A 21,004-nucleotide genomic window follows, 5' to 3' on the forward strand; every position below is an offset into this window, starting at 1 on the left:
GGACCTCTCCTCATGGCACAAGTCATCAACACCAATACGATGTCGTTGAATGCTCAGCGTAACCTGAGCACCAGCGGCAGCTCGCTGGCCACCACCATCCAGCGCCTGTCCTCCGGTTCGCGCATCAACAGCGCCAAGGACGACGCCGCCGGTCTGGCGATCTCCGAGCGCTTCGGCACTCAGATCCGCGGTACCGACGTCGCCATCCGCAATGCCAACGACGGCATCTCGCTGGCCCAGGTCGCCGAAGGCTCGCTGACCGAAATCGGCAACAACCTGCAGCGTGTCCGCGAGCTGTCGGTGCAGGCCTCCAACGCCACCAACTCGGCCAGCGACCGCAAGGCGCTGCAGGCCGAAGTGACCCAGCTGGTCTCGGAAATCGACCGCGTTGCCAAGCAGTCGGACTTCAACGGCACCAAGCTGCTGGACGGCTCGTTCTCCAGCCAGCTGTTCCAGGTTGGCGCCAACGCTGGCCAGTCCATCGCCATCGACAAGACCATCGATGCCAAGGCCGGCTCGCTCGGCACCGCGACCTTCGCCACCGGTGATACCGCCGCCCTGACCGCCAGCACCGATGGTGCGCGCTTCTCCGGCAAGGTGATGGGCGTGGATATCGGCACGGTTGAAGTGAAGGCCGGCGCCACCACGGCCGATGCCTCCAAGGCCGTCGCCACCGCCATCAACGCCAAGATCGGCGAGGCCGGCATCTACGCCGAAGCCAATTCCGACGGCACCCTGAAGCTGAGCTCGGTGAAGGAAGGCAAGGCTGTCGCCACCGCCGATATCGCCCTGATGCGCAGCGACTACGACGCGACCGCCAAGACCTGGGGCACCGCGGCGGCTGCGGGCGCCTACACCGCCGGCACCGACACCTCGGCCAACGTGCAGAAGCTGGACGTGAGCACCGTGCTCGGCGCCCAGCAGGCGCTGGAAGTGGTCGACAAGGCCCTGGGTGCGATCAACAGCACCCGCGCCGACCTCGGTGCTATCCAGAACCGCTTCACCTCGGTCGTGGCCAACCTGCAGACCTCGTCGGAAAACCTGTCGGCGTCGCGCAGCCGCATCAAGGACACCGACTTCGCCAAGGAAACCGCCGAACTGACCCGCACCCAGATCCTGCAGCAGGCCGGTACGGCCATGCTGGCCCAGGCCAACCAGGTGCCGCAGGGCGTGCTCAGCCTGCTGCGCTGATCCACGGCAAGAAGGCGCCGCTGCCGTCGGATCGAACCGACGGCAGCGGCAACCCGGAAGCCACGATGCACGAAGGCGCGGGCCATGCCCGGCCCGGGAACCCTCCCGAACCGGCTTGGCATCGCCCGCTCCTGCGGACCTCTCTTTCAGCGCTGTACCTTTGACTGTACGTACCGGGCGGCTTCGTCTCCCCCCGATTGTCAGTAGCCTGATCCCTCCCCTGCATTGGGGGAGGGTTTTTTGCAGACTCCCGGCAGCCCGCGGTGAATCTCCCCGCACCCTGCCCCAACCCTCCTGCAACCTGCGTGCCAGAACCCGCGCCAGAGCATTGGCACGGCGCATGCATCAACGAAGTCCTCAAGACCCAGCGGCGCAGGCCGCTATTTTCGTTGACGACGGGCCACCGCACGACGGCCAGGCCCGTATACCAGGAGAAACGACGTGGCAGACTTTGGATACGGTGGCATTGGCTCGGGACTGGATATCTCCAGCATCGTCAACCAGCTGGTCGCAGCAGACCGCAAGCCGGCCGACAATGCACTGAACCTGCAGCAGTCCAAAGCCAAGATGCAGCTGTCGTCGATCGGCACCGTCACCTCGGCCTTCGACAAGCTGAAGACTGCACTGACCGCGCTGAAGGCCACCACCGCCTTCGATACCCGCACGGTGACCGCCAGCGGCAAGGCGCAGCCCGCCAATACCGAGGACGTGCTGACCGCATCGGTGGCGCTGTACGACCTGGGCACGACCAAGGCGGCCGCGTCCAACGGCACGCACCAGGTGGAGGTGACATCTCTGGCCACGGCGCACAAGCTGATTGCCGACACCTCGTTCCCGAAGACCGACACCTTCGGCGCCGGAACCTTGACGCTGACCGTCGGCGTGGGCGACAAGGCCAAGACCATGAACGTGGCGGTGGAGGACGGCGACACGCTGACCACCATCCGCAACAAGATCGATGCCGCCGGCCGCAAGGAAGGCGTGCAGGCCACACTGATCACCTCCGGCGACAACCAGTACCTGTCGATCGCCCAGGAGAAGACCGGCGCCGCCAATGCGATCAAGCTGGAATATGGCGGCAGTGATCCCAAGCTGGGCGCACTGGTCGGCAGCCTGAAACAGAACACCGCTGCAGCGGACGCCGAACTGACCATCGATGGCGTCAAGGTGGTCAGCGCCAGCAACACCGTGGCAGATGCGGTGCCGGGCCTGACCCTGAACCTGAAGGTTCCCGGCAAGAGCACGGTCGTGATCAGTACCGACACGGCCGCCGCCACCAAGGTGATGCAGGAATTCGTGACCGCCTACAACGCGGCCATCGCAGCGATCAACACCGAAACCAAGTACGACGCCAAGACCAAGGAAGCGGCCACGCTGACCGGCGACGCGCAGATGCGTGGTGCCTCCAGCCAGTTGCGCTCGGTGATGTCGGGGGTGTTGAAGGCGCTTTCCGCCGATGGCCTGGACCCGAAGGTGCTGGGCCTGCAGACGCGCGGCTATCCCAACGCCGACGGCACCCTGGTACTGGACACCACCAAGTTTGCCGCCGCACTGGCCAGCCAGCCTGAAAAGATCCGCTCGGCCATCACCGGCGACACCGGCGGTGCCGGCACGCTCTACACGATGGTCGACGGCTATGTCAGCACCACGGTCGGCAAGGAAGGCGCCTTCGTCGCCCGCACCAAAGGCCTGAACACCACGCTGGACAACATCGACAAGCGCCGCAAGGACCTGGACACGCGCATGAAGAGCGTGGAAGAGCGCTACAAGAAGCAGTTCATCGCGCTGGACAGCCTGATGGGCAAGCTGCAGCAGAGCAATACGTCGCTGCAGCAGCAGCTGGCACAGCTGAACCGCTGAAGGTCTACGCGCAACGCTCAAGTTTGGCGTGCAACGCACCGATAACGGACGCAACAGCAATCATCGCCGCGCCGCCGGCAACGATCCCCTCGATCGCCCGGCGGCACCCCGCGCAAGGAGAATCACGAATGTACGGTTCCAGCCGTCAATATGCCGAACAGTACCGCCAGGTGGGAGTCACCAGTGCGGTCGCCGACGCCGATCCGCACAAGCTGGTGGCGATGCTGCTGGCCGGCGCGCTGGAGCGCGTGCGCCGCGCACAGGCCAGCCTCGAGCGTGGCGACCAGGCCGGCAAGGGCAAGGCGATCGGCGAAGTCTGTGCGATCGTCGGCCACCTCAACGGCTCGCTGGACCATGAGGCCGGTGGCGAGATTGCCGGCAACCTGTCGGCACTCTACGACTACGTGCTGCAGCGCCTGACCGAGGCCAACCTGCACAATGATCGTGCAGCGCTGGACGAAGCCCTGCAGCTGCTGGGCGAAATCGACAGCGCCTGGAACGCAATCCCGCACGAACAGCGCCGCCCGGCCGCGGTGGCACCATGAGCCTGCACGAACTGCACGCGCAGCTGGACGCGTTCGAGAAGGCACTGGGCGAAGAAGCCCTCGATCAGGCCGACAGCCTGCTCGACGGCCACGACAGCGCCCTGCATGCCCTGCTCAGCCAGCCGCTCACCGCGGCCGACCACGCGCCACTGAGCGCACTGTTCGAACGCCAGCAGAACCTGCTTGGTCTGCTGCGCCAACGCCGCGACGCGGTCGCTGCTCTGATGAACGATGGACGGCGCTCTCTTCGCGCGGCGCATGCCTATCTGCAGGCAGAATCGCTGGCATGACCCAACTGCCGACAACGTCGCTGCACCACCCCGCCGAAAGCGAGCTGTTCGACGAAACGCTCAGCTGCGAACTGGCCCTGCCCGCCGAGTTCCAGCCCGGCAGTGCCTCCGGCCGTACCAGCAGCGCCGAAGGCCTGCTGCGCAGCCTGGCGCTGGTGGAAGACAGCCGCGTTGACGAGCATGACGACCGCAACGAGGCCAGCCTGCAGCTGCAGCGGCTCGAGGCCAAGCTGGACCTGGCGATGGTGCTGCTCGGCCGGCTGGTTCGCCAGCAGGGCCAGGAGCTGACCCTGCGCCCGGTACGCTGGTCGCGCCGTGGCATCCGCCTGCAGCTGGGCCCGCGCAGCGGCGCCACGCCGGGCCAGGCCGGGCTGGTGCGGCTGCAGCCCAGCGACTGGCTGCCCGACCATATCGACCTGCCGGTGGAAGTGATCGCCGAAGCCGCCGATGGCGGCGGTGGCCACTACCTCTGGCTGCGCTTCCAACGCCTCGGCGATGGCCTGGAAATGGCCATGGAGCGGCACCTGTTCCGCCTGCACCGCCGCCAGGTGGCCGAGGCACGCCGGGCCCGCTGAAACCCACCCTTGCGACGCAGGACAGGCAACGCTTGGCGCGCCCGTTCAGCTAAGTTAAGGTGGACTCCCCTACACGGACCAGTTGCGTGCCTGTGCGAGTTCTCATCGTCGACGATCACACCCTGGTCCGCGCCGGCCTGGCGCGGCTGCTGCAGGGGTTTGCCGACGTGCAGCTGGTTGCCGAGGCCAGCAATGCCGAGCAGGCGCTGCAGCTGGCCCTGCAGCATGCGCCGGATGTGGTGCTGATGGATCTGTCGTTGCCCGGACGCACCGGCCTGGAAGCGCTCAGTGACATCCGCCTGCGCGCCCCCGGTACCCGCGTGGTGATGATGACCATGCACGACGATGCCGCGCATGTGCGCGATGCACTGGATCGCGGCGCAGTGGGCTTCGTGGTCAAAGACGCGGCGCCGCAGGAGCTTGAGCTGGCATTGCGCGCCGCGCACGCCGGCCAGGTGTTCCTGAGCCCGCAGATCTCGGCCAAGATGCTGGCGCCCATGCTGGGCCGCGAGAAGCCCACCGGCATCGCCGCGTTGTCGCCGCGCCAGCGCGAGATCCTGCGCCGCATCGGCAAGGGCGAGAGCAACAAGGAAATCGCCGCCGACCTTGGCATCAGCGTCAAGACGGTGGAGACCCACCGCGCGCGCATGATGGAGTCGCTGGGCTGCCGCCGCGCCAACGATCTGTTGCTGCTGGCCGCCCGCCACCAGCACGAGCTGGAGTGAATCGGCATACCGGCGGCGACGAAATCCCGTCACCCTGACAGGCCCTGACAGGAATCCGTACACGACGCGCAGCGGACGTGGCAGGGCCGCCACCACGAATCAATGACTTGGCGGCAATCTTCGTCAACTTCCCGCACCCATGTAGGGGAAAACCCTACATCCTGTCGGGATATCCATGAAGGCCCTCAGGAACCCCCTGATTCCGCCCCCGCCGGATGAAAAGCAAGATGCGTTCCACAAGGCGCCGGGGAGCGGTGCCGGGGAACCACGATGAAGGCTGCACTCTCGACCCAGCTGGGCCAACAACTTCACCTCACCCCGCAGCTGCTGCAGTCGATCCGGCTGCTGCAGCTCGATGGCCTGCACTTGGAACAGGAAATCCAGCGCCTGCTCGACTCCAACCCGCTGCTGGAGATCGAAGAGGCCGAAGCGCCCGCCGCCGAGACCACCGAGGCCAGCACCACCACGCTGGAGACGGCCGCGTTCGACGAACTGCCGGAATCCTCGATGTGGGACGTGGTCGGCACCAGCTGGCAGGACGGCGATGACGATCGCATGGCGCGCATCGCCGCCGGTGAATCGACCGATCCGCAGCTGCGCGTGCTGCAGCGCCTGTCGCTGGACATGGACGACCGCGGGCTGGCCGTCGCTGCCTTCTGGCTGGACCACTGCGATGACGCCGGCTACCTGCAGGCGCCGCTGGGCCAGCTGCAGCTGCTGGCCAGCGCCCAGTTCGACATCGACGCCGACGGCGTGGAAGCGATCCGCCAGCAGCTGCTGCACGGCGAACCGGCTGGCATGGCCGCGCAGGACCTGCGCGAAGGCCTGCAGGCGCAGCTGCGCAGCCTGCACGGCGTGGTGCCTGCTCGCCACCTGGCCGCGCGCATCCTGGACGGCGCGCTGGACGCACTGGCCGCGCACGACTACCCCGCCCTCGCCCGCCAGCACGACGCCGAGATCGACGACGTGCGCGAAGCGGTGCGCCTGATCCTCTCGCTGCAGCCGCGCCCGGGCGACAGCCTGTTGCCCGAGCGCAACGCCGTGGTGGTACCGGACGTGGTCGCCTGGCACGCCGACGCGCAGTGGAAGGTGGCACTGAACCCGGCCACCAGCCGCCGCGTGTCGATCAACAGCCAGTACGAACAGGCACTGGCCGACAGCAACGACGCCGCCCCGGCCCTGCGCGACATGCTGCAGGAAGCGCGGTGGTTCAGCCGCGGCCTGTCGATGCGCTACGACACCCTGCTGCGTACCGCGCGGGTAATCGTCGAGCGCCAGGCCGCGTTCCTGGTACGTGGCGAGGAGGCCATGGCGCCGCTGACCCTGAAGGAAGTGGCCGAGGAAATCGGCATGCACGAGTCCACCGTCTCGCGCATCACCACCGGCAAGTTCCTGCAGACCCCGCGTGGCACCTTTGAACTGAAGCACTTCTTCGCCGTGCGCCTAGAAGGCGCCAGCGTCTCCGGCCAGGCGGTGAAGGCCATGGTCCGCCGCCTGATCGACGCCGAACCGGCCGGCCGGCCGCTGGCCGATGAAGCGATCGCCGGGCTGTTGTCGCGCCAGGGGGTGAACATTGCCCGCCGAACCGTCGCAAAATACCGGGAACAACTGGACATCGCCCCGGCCCGTGAACGGCGCCGGCTCGGCGCCAGGCAACCGCAGCTGGCCCGGGTGGGCTGAAAAGGATGTTGGACATGAACAAGCTTACGGTCCTGCTGGTCGATGACCACGAGGGCTTCATCAACGCGGCGATGCGCCATTTCCGCAAGATCGACTGGCTGCAGATCGTCGGCAGTGCCGGCAACGGCCTGGAAGCGATCGAGCGCTCGGAAACGCTGCGCCCGCAGGTGGTACTGATGGACCTGGCCATGCCGGAAATGGGCGGCCTGCAGGCCACCCGCCTGATCAAGTCGCAGGACGACGCACCGTACATCGTGATCGCCAGCCACTTCGACGACGCCGAGCACCGCGAACACGCGCTGCGCGCCGGCGCCGACAATTTCGTCAGCAAGCTGTCCTACATCCAGGAAGTCATGCCGATCCTGGAAGGCCTCAGGGAGGATCGATCGTGAGCGAATCGCGCATCCTTGTACTGGACAACGACGCCGTGCGTGCCGAGCGCACCGTTGCCCTGCTGGAATTCATGGACTTCAATCCGCGCTGGGTCTCCGACGCGGCCGATTTCGACCTGGGCCGCCAGCGCCAGAACGACTGGATGGCGGTCATCGTCGGCAGCCTGGATGACAGCGCCGCCAGCACTGCGCTGTACCACTGGCTCGGCGGCAGCAGCCTGCCACCGCCGGTGCTGCTGGCCGACGGCGATGCCGCTGCCTTTGCGCAACAGCACGGCCTGCACGAGGCCAACATCTGGCCGCTGGAAACCCCGCTGCGCCACGCACAGATGGAAGCCCTGCTGCGTCGCGCCAGCCTCAAGCGCCTGGACGCCGAGCACCAGGCCGGTGCCGTGCAGGAGCAGGGACCGACCGGCAACGGCCCTGCCGTCACCGAACTGCGCACCATGATCGAGCAGGTCGCCGCGTTCGATACCACCGTGCTGGTGCTGGGCGAATCGGGTACCGGCAAGGAAGTGGTGTCGCGCGCCATCCACCAGCGCTCGCCGCGCCGTGACGGCCCGTTCGTGGCGATCAACTGCGGCGCCATTCCGGCCGACCTGCTGGAAAGCGAACTGTTCGGCCACGAAAAGGGCGCTTTCACCGGTGCGCTCACCGCGCGCAAGGGCCGTTTCGAAATGGCCGAGGGCGGCACCCTGCTGCTCGACGAAATCGGCGACATGAGCCTGCCGATGCAGGTCAAGCTGCTGCGCGTGCTGCAGGAGCGCAGCTTTGAACGCGTGGGTGGCAACCAGACCATCCGCTGCAACGTGCGCGTCGTCGCCGCGACCCACCGCGATCTGGAAACGCGCATTGCCGAAGGCAAGTTCCGCGAGGATCTGTTCTACCGCCTCAACGTGTTCCCGATCGACGTGCCGGCCCTGCGCGAACGCCGCGAGGACCTGCCGGCGCTGGTGGAAACCATCGCCGCGCAGCTGGCGCGTACCGGCCGTGGCGAAGTGCGCTTCACCGCCGAGGCGCTTCAGGCCCTGGCCGGCTACGAATGGCCGGGCAACGTGCGCGAGCTGACCAACCTGGTCGAGCGCCTGGCGGTGCTGCACCCGGGCGGCTCGGTGCGCGTGCAGGACCTGCCGGCCCGCTACCGGGGCGACGCCGCGCTGGCAGCAGTGGCCGCACCCGCACCGGTGCAGCCCGCTGCCAGCGAAGAACGCCTGGACCTGCGCAGCTTCTCGTTCCATACCCCGGGCAGCGGCAACCAGCCGGCGCTGGAGCATGGCATCGCCGTCAATCGTGTGGCAGCACCGGCCGCCCTGCCCGACGAAGGCATGGACCTGCGCAACCACATGGCCAACATCGAACTGGGCCTGATCAACGAAGCACTGGAACGCACCCAGGGCGTGGTCGCCCACGCCGCCCAGCTGCTTGGCCTGCGCCGCACCACCCTGGTGGAAAAGCTGCGCAAGTACGGCATCGAACGCGAGCAGGCCGAACTGGCCGGCTGAACCGCGTTACCAGCATGAAGGGGGCACGAACGCCTGGGCTTGCCCGGGCGTTGGTGTTTGTGGCGCCAAAGATCCACGCGCTACCGGTGTGCCCGATGCAATTGCACATTTTCCTAGAGACAACACGGTCGCAGTGCGGAGCATGGCAAGGACATCCCAAGGAGGTTCCGCCATGCATCGCCTCACCCTGCTCGCCGCCCTGCTCTTCCCGCTCGTGGCCACTGCCGCCAACTGCAGCCTGCCCACCACTTTGGATCAACGCCAGTTCACCAACCTCAGCGATCCGCTGTACGCACCGGACAACCCCAATGCCAGGCGCATGGTGCAGGTCAGCTTCGCCGGCAACCAGTACGTGCTGGACATCCTCGGCACCGATCTGCGCATCGGCGGCAGCTACCGCTACCAGCGCCTGGCCCCGCACATCGCCGAGATCCAGATGACCGAAGCCCACCCGGCCGGCCCTGCCCGCTACACCCTGCTGCTGACCTGCCTGGGCGACCGCCAGGGCCGCTTCATCTACACCCAGCACGACGGCCCCATCGCACCGCGCCAGCGCCAGAATTCCGGCCACTGGACCCTGCAGCCCTAGGCCAGAAAACCGACGCCGGTTAAATGGCGCCACCATTGGGGTCAGATCAGTGTCGACCAAGGTCGACACCCACCAAGAGCAGCCCATGCAATTCCGACAGATCGCAGAGAGCTGTCGAAGGCGGGGTGGGTCCGGTTGCGGGGGTGTCCGCGGCATGGATGCCGCGGCCAAGCCCCCAAGGGTGAGGGCGCTTTGCTTGCGAAGCACTGCTTCGCAAGCGCCCGAACGCACAGCCGCCAGCGGCTGGGCCGGACCCCGGAGGGGGGTTTACGGCGTCCCCCGCAACCGGACCCAACCCGCCAACCCTCAGCACACCCGCTTTTGACGTTGAGGTTGCCGGCCAGCGGCCGGCACTACCAGGGTGCAGGGCGCAGCCCTGCCAGCACACCCACACCCTCACGACACTGAATCGAAAACCGGTTTCGGCACGGCACTTGCACAAGCACCAGCAGACAACCCCATCCCTGTTTCTGGAACCGTTGCAGATGTCCCACTCCGTCACTTCGATCCTCTCCCAGATCCGCTCCTACCAGACCCAGGTGGGACAGTCCGCGGCGCTCAATCCGCTGGCCGAAGCGCCGCGTAGCAATGCCCTGCCGGGCACGGTGCTGGATGCACCGCAGGTCCAGCCCGCCAGCTTCACCGAAACCCTGCGCGGAGCGATTGCCGGCGTCAACGATGCGCAACAGAAATCCGGCGCCCTGGCCAAGGCCTTCGAAATGGGTGACCCCAGTGCCGACCTCGCCAAGGTGATGGTCGCCTCGCAGCAGTCCCAGATCGCCTTCCGCGCCACCGTGGAAGTCCGCAACCGTCTCGTCCAGGCTTACCAGGACGTGATGAACATGCCGCTGTAAGGAACGTTGACGCATGGCACTGACGCTCTCCAAGGACAGCCTGAACGCCGAGAAGGCCGGGCAATGGTTCGACCGCCTGCAGAGTCTGCAGATCACCCGTCGGCTGGGCCTGATGGCGATGATCGCGGTGGCGGTGGCGGCAGGCCTGTCCGTGTTCTTCTGGTCGCAGAAGCCGGGCATGGTCCCGCTGTATACCGGCCTGGACCAGAAGGCGACCGCTGAAGCGACGGACCTGCTGCGCGCCGCGCAGATCCCGTTCGCGCTCGACCCGGCCACCGGTGGCATCACCGTGCCGGAAAAGAACCTGCACGACGCCCGCCTGAAGCTGGCCGGCTCGGGCCTGACCGACAGCGGCAAGCTCGGCTTCGAGCTGATGGAACGCGACCCCGGCTTCGGCGTCAGCCAGTTTGTGGAAAGCGCGCGCTACCAGCACGCGCTGGAAACCGAACTGTCGCGCACCATCAACACGCTGCGCCCGGTGCGCGATTCGCGCGTGCACCTGGCCATTCCCAAGCCCAGCGCCTTTACCCGCCAGCGTGACGTGGCCAGCGCCTCGGTGACGCTGGAACTGCGCGGCGGCCAGCAGCTGGAACGCAGCCAGGTCGACGCCATCGTGCACATGGTCGCGGCCAGCATCCCGGACCTTGCGCCTGAACGGGTGACCGTGGTCGACCAGAGCGGGCGCATGCTCAGCGTCAGCGATCCGAACAGCGAGGCTGCGGTCAACGCCGCCCAGTTCGAGCAGGTGCGCCGCCAGGAAACCTCGTTCAACCAGCGTATCCGCGAACTGCTGGAACCGATGACCGGCCCAGGCCGGGTCAACCCGGAAGTGAGCGTGGACATGGATTTCTCGGTGACCGAGGAGGCCCGTGAGCTCTACAACGGTGAGCCGCAGAAGCTGCGCAGCGAGCAGATGAGCGAGAACAGCACCACCACGCCGGGCCCGCAGGGCGTGCCGGGCGCGACCAGCAACAGCCCGCCGGGCCAGCAGGCCGCACCGGCCACCGCGCAGGCGCCGACCGAAAGCAGCAAGAACGCGACCCGCAACTACGAGCTGGACCGCACCCTGCAGCACACCCGCCAGCCGGCCGGCCGCATCAAGCGCGTCTCGGTGGCGGTGCTGGTGGACAACGTGCCGCGCGCCGGTGCCAACGGCAAGGTTGCGCCGCAGCCGCTGTCGGCCGCCGAACTGACCCGCGTCGAAGCGCTGGTCAAGCAGGCGGTCGGTTTCAACGCCGAGCGTGGCGACACCGTGTCGGTGATGAACGCCCCGTTCGTGCGTGACACCACGCCGGTCGAAGGCCCGGCGTGGTGGGAGCTGCCGTGGGTACACGATGCCGGCCGCATGCTGCTGGGCGCGGTGGTGGTGCTGGCCCTGCTGTTCGGCGTGCTGCGCCCGGCGCTGCGCGCGATCACCGGCCAGAAGAAGAACGACGAGCAGGCACTGGAGCCGCATACCGCGGACGTGCAGCTGGTGGATGACGATGGCATGCCGCTGCCGGCGCTGGGCGCCGACCGCGCCAGCCTGGGCGGGCCGGATGCACTGGCCCTGCCGGTGGATTCATATGAGGAACGACTGCGGATGGCGCGTGAAGCCGTGAAGACCGACTCCAAGCGCGTGGCCCAGGTGGTCAAGGGCTGGGTGGCCAATGACTGAGGCACAACTGACCGGCGTGCAGCGCGCGGCGGTACTGCTGCTGTCCCTGGGTGAGCTGGACGCGGCCGAGGTGCTGCGCCACATGGAACCCAAGGAAGTGCAGAAGATCGGCATCGCCATGGCCACCATGACCGATATCACCCGCGAGCAGGTGGAACGGGTGATGGACCAGTTCGGCCAGGAACTGGGCTCGAAGACCTCGCTGGGCGTGGGCTCGGACGACTACATCCGCAACATGCTGGTGCAGGCGCTGGGCAGCGAGAAGGCCGGCAACCTGATCGACCGCATCCTGCTCGGCCGCAACACCACCGGCCTGGATGCGCTGAAGTGGATGGACCCGCGTGCGGTGGCCGACCTGGTGCGCAACGAGCACCCGCAGATCATCGCCATCGTGATGGCCCACCTGGAAACCGACCAGGCCGCCGATGCGCTGAAGCTGCTGCCCGACCGTACCCGCGTGGACGTGCTGCTGCGCATTGCCACCCTCGACGGTATTCCGCCGAACGCGCTGAATGAACTCAACGAGATCATGGAGCGCCAGTTTGCCGGCAACCAGAACCTGAAGTCGTCCAACATCGGCGGCGTGCAGTGTGCGGCCAACATCCTGAACTTCATGGACAGCGGCCAGGACCAGGCGATCCTGGGCGAGATCGCCCGTATCGACGCGCCGCTGAGCAACCGCATCCAGGACCTGATGTTCGTGTTCGACGATCTGGTCGACCTGGACGACCGCGAGATGCAGCTGGTGCTGCGCGAAGTGAGCGGCGAGCGCCTGGGCCTGGCCCTGCGCGGTGCCGACATCAAGGTGCGCGACAAGATCACCCGCAACATGTCGCAGCGCGCGGCGGAAATCCTGCTGGAAGACATGGAGGCCCGTGGCCCGGTGCGCCTGTCCGACGTGGAAGGCGCGCAGCGCGAGATCCTGGCCATCGTCAAGCGCATGGCCGATGAAGGCACCGTCACCATCGGTGGCAGCGCGGAGGCCATGCTGTGAGCAACGTCGTGCGCTGGCTTGCCCCGGACCTGCTGGCCCAGCCCGAACCGGCGCGGGCCGACGATGCGTTCGAACTTACCGAGCCGGACCCGGAGCACGAACCGGAACCGCCGCTGCAGCTGCCGACCCTGGAGGAAATCCAGGCGATCCAGGACAGCGCCGAGAAGGAAGGCTTCCAGCACGGCCATACCGAAGGCTATGGCCAAGGCCAGGCCGAGGTGCGTCGCCTTGCCGCGCAGATCGAAGGCATCCTCGACAACTTCAGCCGGCCGCTGGTGCGGCTGGAAAACGAAGTGGTCGGCGCGCTGGGCGAACTGGCGGTGCGTATCGCCGGTGCGCTGGTCGGTCGTGCGTACGAGGCCGAGCCGGCACTGTTGGCGCAGCTGGTTGGTGAAGCGATCGATGCCGTGGGTGGCAGTACCCGCGAGGTGGAAGTCCGCCTGCACCCGGACGACATCGCCGCCCTCGCCCCGCTGTTGAACCTGTCGCCGCAGCAGCGCCTGGTACCGGATACCAGCCTCAGTCGTGGCGACCTGCGCGTGCACGCCGAAGCCGTGCGCATCGACGGCACCCTGGAAGCGCGCCTGCGCGGTGCGCTGGATGCGGTGATCCGCCAGACCGGAGCAACCGCATGAGCCCGGAATCGCAAGCCGCGCCACAACCGGCAGCGCAGCCGGCCGACTGGGCCGTGGCCCGCAACCTGCGCCTGGCCAGCCGTCTCGACGGCCTGCGCGTGGACACCGCGCATGGTCGCGGGCTGATCCGCGAAGGCGTGCTGCGCCGCGCGGTCGGCCTGACTCTGGAAGCGGTCGGCTGCGAGGCGCCACTAGGCGCCAGCTGCAAGGTCGAAGTGGTCGATGGCGGCTGGGTCGATGCCGAAGTGGTCGGCTTTGCCAGCGAACGTACCTACCTGATGCCCAGCGCCGAACTGCACGGCCTGCTGCCCAACGCGCGGGTGGTGCCCTCGGCGCGCCGTGGCGGCGTGGAAGTGGGCGAAGGCCTGCTCGGCCGCGTGATCGACAGCGACGGCGTACCGCTGGACGGCAAGGGCCCGATCCGCGCCGAAGGGCATGTCGGCATGGCCGGCGTGTCGATCAATCCGCTGGCGCGCGAACCGATCACCCAGCCGTTGGACGTCGGCGTGCGCGCGATCAATGCGCTGCTGCCGATTGGCCGCGGCCAGCGTGTCGGCCTGTTCGCTGGCTCCGGCGTCGGCAAGTCGACACTGCTGGGCATGATGACCCGCTACACCGCCGCCGACGTGATCGTGGTTGGCCTGATCGGCGAGCGCGGCCGCGAAGTGCGCGATTTCGTCGAGACCACGCTGGGCGAGGAAGGCCTGCGCCGCGCGGTGGTGGTCGCCAGCCCCGCCGATCGGCCGCCGCTGGCACGCCTGCACGGCGCCTACCGCGCCACCGCCATCGCCGAGTGGTTCCGCGACCAGGGCTTGAACGTGCTGCTGCTGATGGACTCGCTGACGCGCTTCGCGCAGGCGCAGCGCGAGATCGGCCTGTCGGTGGGCGAACCACCAACCACCCGCGGCTACCCGCCGTCGGTGTTCGCCAAGCTGCCGGCACTGGTCGAACGCGCGGGCAACGGTGCCAAGGGCCGCGGCTCGATCACCGCGTTCTACACGGTGCTGACCGAGGGCGACGATCCGCAGGATCCGATCGCCGATGCGGCGCGCGCGATCCTCGACGGCCACATCCTGCTGTCGCGCCGCGTCGCCGACAGTGGCCTGTACCCGGCCATCGACGTCGAATCGTCGGTCAGCCGCGTGGTCACGGAAATCGCCGACGAGCCGTGGCGCCTGCGCATCCGCAAGCTGAAGCGGCTGGTGTCGGCCTACTCGGCCAACCGCGACCTGATCGCCATCGGTGCCTATCAGCGCGGCAACGACGCCGCGACCGACGAAGCCCTGGAACGTTGGCCGGAAATCATGGAGTTCCTCGGCCAGGACGTTGCCAAGGCCGCAGATCTCCCGCACAGCCAGGCGGCGCTGCAGCGCCTGGTGGAACAAGAGAGCTAAGCCATGAACCAGTCCAAGCGCATCGATCCCCTGCTCAAGCGGGCCCAGGAACACGAGGACGCGGTGGCCCGCGATCTCGCCGAACGCCAGCGCGTGCTCGATACCCATCTATCGCGACTGGACGAACTGCGCCGTTATGCCGAGGAGTACGCCAACGCCCAGATGGCGGCGACCAGCCCGGCGCAACTGCTCAACCGTCGCGCCTTCCTCGACCGCCTCGACAGCGCGGTGGAGCAGCAGCAGCGCACCGTGGATGGCAACCGCGAAAAAGTGGAAGCCGAGCGGGCACGACTGATCCTGGCCAGCCGCGACAAGGCCGTGCTGGAGCAGCTGGCCGCCAGCTACCGCGCACAGGAAAAGGTGGTGACCGACCGCCGCGACCAGCGCGAGATGGATGACATCGGTGCGCGCCGGGCGCGCCTGGTGCAGGCCGAAGACCAGGACGGTGCCGAGCAGGGAGGCCGCGCGTGATGCCCGCTCCACTCAGCGGCAGCGCCAGCGCCCAGCCGCAGGGCTCCGGCAATGGTGCCGCGCGCACCCCGCGCAGCGACAGCAACAAGGAATTCAGCCAGCTGCTGCAGGGAGGCGCGCCGGCTGCCGATGCGCCCGCCCGGGCGTCGAGCGCGCCGACACCCACCACCCCGCAGGGTCCAGCGTCGGACAGCAGGGGTCAGGCTGGCAGCGAGCGCAACCCGGACACTGCCGCCGCACCCGAGGACAATGCGGCCGTGGTGCCTGCAGTACCGGCCAAGCCCCTTGCCGGGAAGGACGCACCGGCTGCAACCGAGGAGGCGCCCTGGCCGCCGCTGGGCCTTGCCGGGCTGGTGCTGGCGGTACCGCTCCCCACCGATCCTGCCGCTGCCCTGCCCGCCCCTGCAGTGGCGGCCACCGGCACAGACGGCGTTGCCCTGCCTGCCGCAGCTGAACAGCCGGCCGCTGCGGTTGTGCCGGCCGCTGCGAATGCGGCTGCCGCCGCCACCGAGGGCAAGGCCAACGCCGCGTCCGGCACCGAGCCGGCGACCGCGCTGCCGTTGCCCGACATGGTTCTGTCTGGAAAGCGCAGCGAACGCGGCGAAGACGGCGACGCGACCCTGATCGGCGAGCGCGCCACGGCGCCCCTGCTGCACGCCCCGGCCAACGCCGCGGTGCAGGACCTGAAGGCCGCACTCGCCGCTGGCAACGCGATCTTCAACGGCGAGCCGACGCCGAAGCCGGTGCTCGGTGATGATGGCTTCGACCAGGCCATCGGCGCGCGGCTGGGCTGGCTGGCCGACCAGAAGATCGGCCACGCCCACATCCGGCTGAGCCCGGATGACATGGGCTCGGTCGATATACGCCTGCAGTTGAACGGCGACAAGGTGCATGCCAGCTTCAGCAGCCCGCATGTGGACGTGCGCCAGGCCCTGGAAAACAGCCTGCCGCGCCTGCGCGAGCTGCTCGGCGAACAGGGCTTCCAGCTGGCCCACGCCGATGTCGGCCACCAGCCCCCCGGTGGTGACGGCAATGCGTCGGGATCATCCGGTGGCGGCGGGCTGGCCGGCGACGGACAACCGACGCCGGACGACGCCAGCGTGTCGTCCGCCCAGCTGATCCGCCAGCGCGGGTTGCTGGACGCCTACGCCTGACGGGCGTGCCAACCAAGGTTGGCACCCACCAGAGCGGAGCGGTTGCCCCCCCCTAGAGCGGAGCGGTTGGCAACCACCAGAGCGGCGCGATTGGCACCCGCCCGTATCGCGTTGGTGGGTGCGGAGCTTGCTCCGCACGACCCCACCGGCACCCCGACGGAATTCCGTCGCACCCTTCCACCCGCCCTTCGGCACGCCCCTTGCATATCCCGGTGAAGCAACCCTCAGGAGCTTCACCCCGTGGCCGCAGCCGCTGAAAAAACCAAGAAGACCGCCGAGAAGGACAAGACCGCCAAGCCGCGTAGTCCGATCCTGATCACCGCACTGGTGGCCGTACTGGCCGCCGCAGCCGCCGGTGGTGGCGTCTGGTTCTTCACCCAGTCCAAGCACGAAGAGAAGGCCGCGCAGGCGCCGAAGAAGAGCGCCACGCCCGCCCCCGCCCAGTACTTCGCGCTGGACCCGGCCTTCGTGGTCAACCTCAACGGCCCGGTCGACGGCCCGCGCTACCTGCAGCTGGAAGTGCAGCTGATGACCCGCGATCCGGCCGCGCTGGAAGCGATCAAGACCCACGCCCCGGCCATCCGGGCGCGCCTGCTGATGCTGTTCTCGCAGGTCAGCCCCGACCAGATCGCCGATATCGCCGGCAAGCAGAAGCTGCAGGCCGCCTCGCTCGCCGAAGTGCAGAAGGTGCTCAAGGCCGAGACCGGCAGCAACGGCGCCGACGATCTGCTGTTCACCAGCTTCGTGACCCAGTAAGGGCCCACCGATGAATGACCTGCTGTCCCAGGACGAGATCGATGCCCTGCTCCACGGCGTGGACAGTGGCGCGGTCGAGACCGATCCGGAGCCGCCGTCAGGCGAGGCGCGTTCGTACGACTTCGCCAGCCAGGACCGCATCATCCGCGGTCGCATGCCGACCCTGGAAATGGTCCATGAGCGCTTCGCGCGCCTGTGGCGGATCGGCCTGTTCAACCTGATCCGCCGCTCGGCCGAGCTGTCGGTGCGCGGCATCGAGCTGATCAAGTTCAACGACTACATGCACTCGCTGTATGTGCCGACCAACCTGAACCTGATCCGCTTCAAGCCGCTGCGCGGTACCGGCCTGATCGTGTTCGAGCCGACCCTGGTGTTCGCCATCGTCGACAACTTCTTCGGCGGCGACGGGCGCTACCCGACGCGCATCGAGGGCCGCGAGTTCACCGCCACCGAAATGCGGGTGATCCACCTGCTGCTGAAGCAGACCTTCGCCGACCTGCGCGAGGCCTGGGCACCGGTGATGGACGTCGACTTCGAGTACATCAACTCGGAGATCAATCCGCACTTCGCCAACATCGTGACCCCGCGCGAATACGTGGTGGTGTGCCGCCTGCATGTGGAACTGGACGGCGGCGGCGGCGACATCCACGTCACCCTGCCGTACTCGATGCTGGAGCCGATCCGCGAACTGCTCGACGCGGGCATCCAGAGCGACCGCAACGACCGCGACGAGAGCTGGGGCCAGACCCTGCGCGAGCAGCTCAACATCGCCGAGGTGACGCTGTCCAGCGTGCTGGCCAGCAAGCGCATGACCCTGCGCGACCTGACCCGGCTGAAGGTTGGTGATGTGCTGCCGATCGAGCTGAACCCGCAGGTGCCGCTGTGCGTGGAGAACATCCCGGTGTTCACCGGCGAGTTCGGCATCGCCAACGGCATGAACGCCGTGAAGATCACCGCTACCCATCCGCCGGGCACCCGTCCGCGCGTACCCGTCATCCAGGAAGACCCGCAATGAACGATATCGACGCCCTCGAACCGACCCCGGCCCAGTTCAGCAGCCTGCAGGCCGATGAGGCGAACGGTCCCGACCTGAACCTGGACGTGATCCTCGACGTGCCGGTGACCCTGTCGCTGGAAGTCGGTCGCGCCCGCCTGCCGATCCGCAACCTGCTGCAGCTCAACCAGGGCTCGGTGGTGGAACTGGAACGCGGCGCCGGCGAATCGCTGGATGTGTTCGTCAACGGCACCCTGATCGCCCACGGCGAAGTGGTGGTGATCAATGACCGCTTCGGCGTGCGCCTGACCGATGTGGTCAGCCCGAGCGAGCGGATCCGGAGACTGCGTTGAGCCTGCTGGCCTCCACCCTGCTGGCGGTCGGCAAGACCGCCGCGCCGATTGGCCCGCAGGTCGGCCAGCACGCGGCCGCCGCACCGAGCCTGTTCGGTGCGGTGCTGGCGCTGCTGGCGGTGCTGGCCCTGGTCATCGGCCTGGGCTGGCTGCTCAAGCGCCTGCCCGGCAGCGGCTTCCGCCCGGCCGAAGGCATGAAGCTGGTGGCCAGCCTGAGCGTCGGCGCCAAGGAGCGCGTGGTGGTGGTGGAGGTCAACGGCCAGCAGCTGCTGCTGGGCGTGACCGCCGGCGGCATCAATACCCTGCACACCCTGCCCGAACCGCTGCCGCCGCCGGCACCGGTGCGCGTGCCGGATTTCAAGAACCTGCCGAATTTCGCCCAGCTGCTGCAGCAGCGGCTGCGCAAGGACCCCTGACATGCGTGTCACCCGTACCCGTGTTGCCACCCTGATGCCGTGGCTGCTGTTGCTTGCCCTGTGCCTGTTGCCGGCACTGGCGTTCGCCGCGCCCGGCGCACCGACCACGCCGCTGCCGGACATCAACGTCGGCAAGATCGGTGGTGCACCGGTCAGCCTGCCGCTGCAGACCCTGCTGCTGATGACGGCGATCACCCTGATCCCGTCGATGCTGCTGGTGCTGACCTCGTTCACCCGCATCATCATCGTGCTGGGCCTGCTGCGCCAGGCACTGGGCACCGGGCAGACGCCGTCCAACCAGGTGCTGCTGGGGCTAGCCCTGTTCCTCACCGCAATGGTGATGATGCCGACCTGGGACAAGGCCTGGAGTACCGGCATGGCGCCCTACCTCAACGGCGAGATCGACTTCCAGACCGCGTGGACGCTGACCACCACGCCGTTGCGCGGCTTCATGCTGGCGCAGATCCGCGAGACCGACCTGATGACCTTCGCCGGTATCGCCGGGCATGGCACCTATGCCAGCCCCGATGCGATTCCGTTTCCGGTGCTGGTCGCCTCGTTCGTCACCAGCGAGCTGAAGACCGCCTTCGAGATCGGCTTCCTGATCTTCATTCCGTTCGTGATCATCGACCTGGTCGTGGCCAGCGTGCTGATGTCGATGGGCATGATGATGCTGTCGCCGATGCTGGTGTCCGCCCCGTTCAAGATCCTGCTGTTCGTGCTGGTGGATGGCTGGGTGCTGACCGTGGGTACGTTGGCGGCCAGCTTCAATCCGGCCTGATACCCCTCGTAAAGCGCAGTCGAGCGTGGCTCGACTCTACATGAGCGTCGCCGGGCAGCGCCCGGCGCTACCGATGGAAAGACGATGTCTCCCGAACTTGCCTTGACCGAACTGCGTGGCGGCCTGATCACCGTGCTGTGGGTGGCCGGCCCGTTGCTGCTTACCGTGCTGGTGGTGGGCGTGGTGGTCGGTGTCGTGCAGGCCGCGACCCAGCTGAACGAACCGACCATCGCCTTCGTCGCCAAGGCGGCGGCACTGACGGCCGTGCTGTTCGCACTGGGCAGCCTGCTGATCGGCCACCTGGTTGAATTCACCACGCTGCTGTTCCAGCGCATTCCGCACCTGATCGGCTAGGACGCGCGCTTCGATGGATGCCGCCACCCAGATGGCCGCCGACGGCCTGCAGGCCTTCGGCATGATCGGCACCGTGCTGTGGACCATGCTGCGCATCGGTGCGGTGGCCATGGCGATGCCGATGGTCGGTACCCGCGCAGTACCGGCGCGGGTGCGCGTGGTGCTGGCCGGCACCCTGGCCATCGCGTTGGCGCCACTGTTGCCGCCTGTACCCGAGTGGACCGGCTTCGATGCCGCCACCGTACTGACCATCGCCCGTGAACTGGCGATCGGCGTGGCCATCGGCTTCCTGCTGCGGCTGGTGTTCGAGGCCGGCGCGATGGCCGGCGAACTGATCGCCCAGGGTACCGGCCTGGCCTTCGCGCAGATGAGCGACCCATTGCGCGGCGGCACCTCGGGCGTGATCGGCCAGTGGTTCTACCTGCTGTTCGGCCTGCTGTTCTTCACTGCCAACGGCCACCTGGCCTTGATCTCGCTGGTGGTGGACAGCTACCGGGCGCTACCGATCGGCGCTCCGCTGCCGGACCCGCACGCGTTCTTCAGCATCGCCCCGACCTTCCTGCTGACCGTGCTGCGTGGCGCGCTGACCCTGGCAATTCCACTGACGGTGGCGATGCTGGCGGTGAACCTGGCCTTCGGCGTGCTGGCCCGCGCCGCGCCGGCGCTGAACCCGATCCAGCTCGGCCTGCCGGTCTCGCTGCTGCTGGGCCTTTTCCTGCTGGCCCTGCTGGCCGGGGAAATGGGCCCGCCGGTACAGCGCCTGTTCGACGCCGCCTTCCAGGCTGCGGACGCGGTCACACGCTGACCCGATCATCACGTTTTGCTGCTTGCCCTTCCCCCGG

At 67.9% G+C, this 21,004-nt stretch carries 24 protein-coding genes; all 24 read left to right on the forward strand.

The features are described from left to right. Nucleotides 1-12 precede the first annotated feature (12 nt). Nucleotides 13-1,191, forward strand: coding sequence for a flagellin (locus tag SSKA14_RS13615; protein WP_008266476.1), 1,179 nt, complete (start codon nucleotides 13-15; stop codon nucleotides 1,189-1,191). Between the two features lie 441 nt (nucleotides 1,192-1,632). Next, complete coding sequence (fliD, locus tag SSKA14_RS13620) at nucleotides 1,633-3,051, forward strand: flagellar filament capping protein FliD (RefSeq protein ID WP_008267703.1); 1,419 nt, start codon at nucleotides 1,633-1,635, stop codon at nucleotides 3,049-3,051. 128 nt (nucleotides 3,052-3,179) lie between these two features. Beyond that, nucleotides 3,180-3,596 carry a flagellar export chaperone FliS gene (gene fliS, locus SSKA14_RS13625; protein ID WP_006443675.1) on the forward strand — a complete coding sequence of 139 codons (417 nt, stop codon included), beginning with the start codon at nucleotides 3,180-3,182 and terminating at the stop codon, nucleotides 3,594-3,596. Further along, entirely contained in the window at nucleotides 3,593-3,886 is a 294-nt protein-coding gene (locus SSKA14_RS13630) for a hypothetical protein (RefSeq protein WP_040007789.1), read from the forward strand. Before fliS ends, SSKA14_RS13630 begins: the two co-directional genes overlap by 4 nt. Further along, nucleotides 3,883-4,461 (forward strand): PilZ domain-containing protein, encoded by a 579-nt coding sequence (locus SSKA14_RS13635; protein WP_008268152.1) that lies wholly within the window; start codon nucleotides 3,883-3,885, stop codon nucleotides 4,459-4,461. Before SSKA14_RS13630 ends, SSKA14_RS13635 begins: the two co-directional genes overlap by 4 nt. A gap of 92 nt (nucleotides 4,462-4,553) precedes the next feature. Next, entirely contained in the window at nucleotides 4,554-5,186 is a 633-nt protein-coding gene (locus SSKA14_RS13640) for a response regulator transcription factor (protein ID WP_005413261.1), read from the forward strand. 270 nt (nucleotides 5,187-5,456) lie between these two features. Further along, nucleotides 5,457-6,866 carry an RNA polymerase factor sigma-54 gene (rpoN, locus tag SSKA14_RS13645; protein ID WP_008267096.1) on the forward strand — a complete coding sequence of 470 codons (1,410 nt, stop codon included), beginning with the start codon at nucleotides 5,457-5,459 and terminating at the stop codon, nucleotides 6,864-6,866. A 14-nt stretch (nucleotides 6,867-6,880) separates the two neighbouring features. After that, the gene (locus tag SSKA14_RS13650; RefSeq protein ID WP_010485922.1) at nucleotides 6,881-7,258 is read left to right on the forward strand and encodes a response regulator transcription factor; all 378 of its coding nucleotides are present in this window, start codon (nucleotides 6,881-6,883) and stop codon (nucleotides 7,256-7,258) included. Continuing rightward, nucleotides 7,255-8,760: a sigma-54 dependent transcriptional regulator gene (locus tag SSKA14_RS13655; RefSeq protein ID WP_008266937.1), complete on the forward strand. Its 1,506-nt coding sequence runs from the start codon at nucleotides 7,255-7,257 to the stop codon at nucleotides 8,758-8,760. Before SSKA14_RS13650 ends, SSKA14_RS13655 begins: the two co-directional genes overlap by 4 nt. A 172-nt stretch (nucleotides 8,761-8,932) precedes the next feature. Beyond that, a complete protein-coding gene (locus SSKA14_RS13660; protein ID WP_008266349.1) occupies nucleotides 8,933-9,349 on the forward strand; it encodes a hypothetical protein in 417 nt (138 codons plus the stop codon). 485 nt (nucleotides 9,350-9,834) lie between these two features. After that, nucleotides 9,835-10,203: a flagellar hook-basal body complex protein FliE gene (fliE, locus tag SSKA14_RS13665; protein ID WP_006443488.1), complete on the forward strand. Its 369-nt coding sequence runs from the start codon at nucleotides 9,835-9,837 to the stop codon at nucleotides 10,201-10,203. A 13-nt stretch (nucleotides 10,204-10,216) separates the two neighbouring features. Further along, entirely contained in the window at nucleotides 10,217-11,860 is a 1,644-nt protein-coding gene (gene fliF, locus SSKA14_RS13670; protein ID WP_008266228.1) for a flagellar basal-body MS-ring/collar protein FliF, read from the forward strand. A 7-nt stretch (nucleotides 11,861-11,867) separates the two neighbouring features. After that, complete coding sequence (gene fliG / locus SSKA14_RS13675; protein WP_024958226.1) at nucleotides 11,868-12,854, forward strand: flagellar motor switch protein FliG; 987 nt, start codon at nucleotides 11,868-11,870, stop codon at nucleotides 12,852-12,854. Beyond that, on the forward strand, nucleotides 12,851-13,489 hold the full coding sequence (locus tag SSKA14_RS13680; RefSeq protein ID WP_008266844.1) for a FliH/SctL family protein: 639 nt from the start codon (nucleotides 12,851-12,853) through the stop codon (nucleotides 13,487-13,489). Before fliG ends, SSKA14_RS13680 begins: the two co-directional genes overlap by 4 nt. After that, on the forward strand, nucleotides 13,486-14,883 hold the full coding sequence (locus SSKA14_RS13685) for a FliI/YscN family ATPase (protein WP_008267403.1): 1,398 nt from the start codon (nucleotides 13,486-13,488) through the stop codon (nucleotides 14,881-14,883). The genes SSKA14_RS13680 and SSKA14_RS13685 overlap by 4 nt, the downstream gene beginning before the upstream one ends. 3 nt (nucleotides 14,884-14,886) lie before the next feature. Further along, a complete protein-coding gene (gene fliJ, locus SSKA14_RS13690) occupies nucleotides 14,887-15,354 on the forward strand; it encodes a flagellar export protein FliJ (RefSeq protein ID WP_006443420.1) in 468 nt (155 codons plus the stop codon). Next, on the forward strand, nucleotides 15,354-16,508 hold the full coding sequence (locus tag SSKA14_RS13695; protein ID WP_008266528.1) for a flagellar hook-length control protein FliK: 1,155 nt from the start codon (nucleotides 15,354-15,356) through the stop codon (nucleotides 16,506-16,508). The genes fliJ and SSKA14_RS13695 overlap by 1 nt, the downstream gene beginning before the upstream one ends. A gap of 240 nt (nucleotides 16,509-16,748) precedes the next feature. After that, nucleotides 16,749-17,264: a flagellar basal body-associated FliL family protein gene (locus SSKA14_RS13700; protein WP_008267174.1), complete on the forward strand. Its 516-nt coding sequence runs from the start codon at nucleotides 16,749-16,751 to the stop codon at nucleotides 17,262-17,264. 10 nt (nucleotides 17,265-17,274) lie between these two features. Continuing rightward, nucleotides 17,275-18,279, forward strand: a complete 1,005-nt coding sequence (fliM, locus tag SSKA14_RS13705; RefSeq protein ID WP_008267348.1) for a flagellar motor switch protein FliM — start codon at nucleotides 17,275-17,277, stop codon at nucleotides 18,277-18,279. Further along, on the forward strand, nucleotides 18,276-18,611 hold the full coding sequence (fliN, locus tag SSKA14_RS13710) for a flagellar motor switch protein FliN (RefSeq protein WP_005409543.1): 336 nt from the start codon (nucleotides 18,276-18,278) through the stop codon (nucleotides 18,609-18,611). The genes fliM and fliN overlap by 4 nt, the downstream gene beginning before the upstream one ends. Further along, nucleotides 18,608-19,027, forward strand: a complete 420-nt coding sequence (gene fliO / locus SSKA14_RS13715; RefSeq protein ID WP_008266130.1) for a flagellar biosynthetic protein FliO — start codon at nucleotides 18,608-18,610, stop codon at nucleotides 19,025-19,027. Before fliN ends, fliO begins: the two co-directional genes overlap by 4 nt. 1 nt (nucleotide 19,028) lies before the next feature. Continuing rightward, on the forward strand, nucleotides 19,029-19,808 hold the full coding sequence (gene fliP / locus SSKA14_RS13720; protein WP_008266855.1) for a flagellar type III secretion system pore protein FliP: 780 nt from the start codon (nucleotides 19,029-19,031) through the stop codon (nucleotides 19,806-19,808). Between the two features lie 84 nt (nucleotides 19,809-19,892). Beyond that, a complete protein-coding gene (locus SSKA14_RS13725) occupies nucleotides 19,893-20,162 on the forward strand; it encodes a flagellar biosynthetic protein FliQ (protein WP_005413254.1) in 270 nt (89 codons plus the stop codon). Between the two features lie 13 nt (nucleotides 20,163-20,175). After that, nucleotides 20,176-20,967: a flagellar biosynthetic protein FliR gene (gene fliR, locus SSKA14_RS13730; RefSeq protein WP_008267295.1), complete on the forward strand. Its 792-nt coding sequence runs from the start codon at nucleotides 20,176-20,178 to the stop codon at nucleotides 20,965-20,967. Nucleotides 20,968-21,004 lie beyond the last annotated feature (37 nt).

The organism is Stenotrophomonas sp. SKA14, from assembly GCF_000158575.1.
Taxonomy (GTDB): Bacteria; Pseudomonadota; Gammaproteobacteria; order Xanthomonadales; family Xanthomonadaceae; genus Stenotrophomonas; species Stenotrophomonas forensis.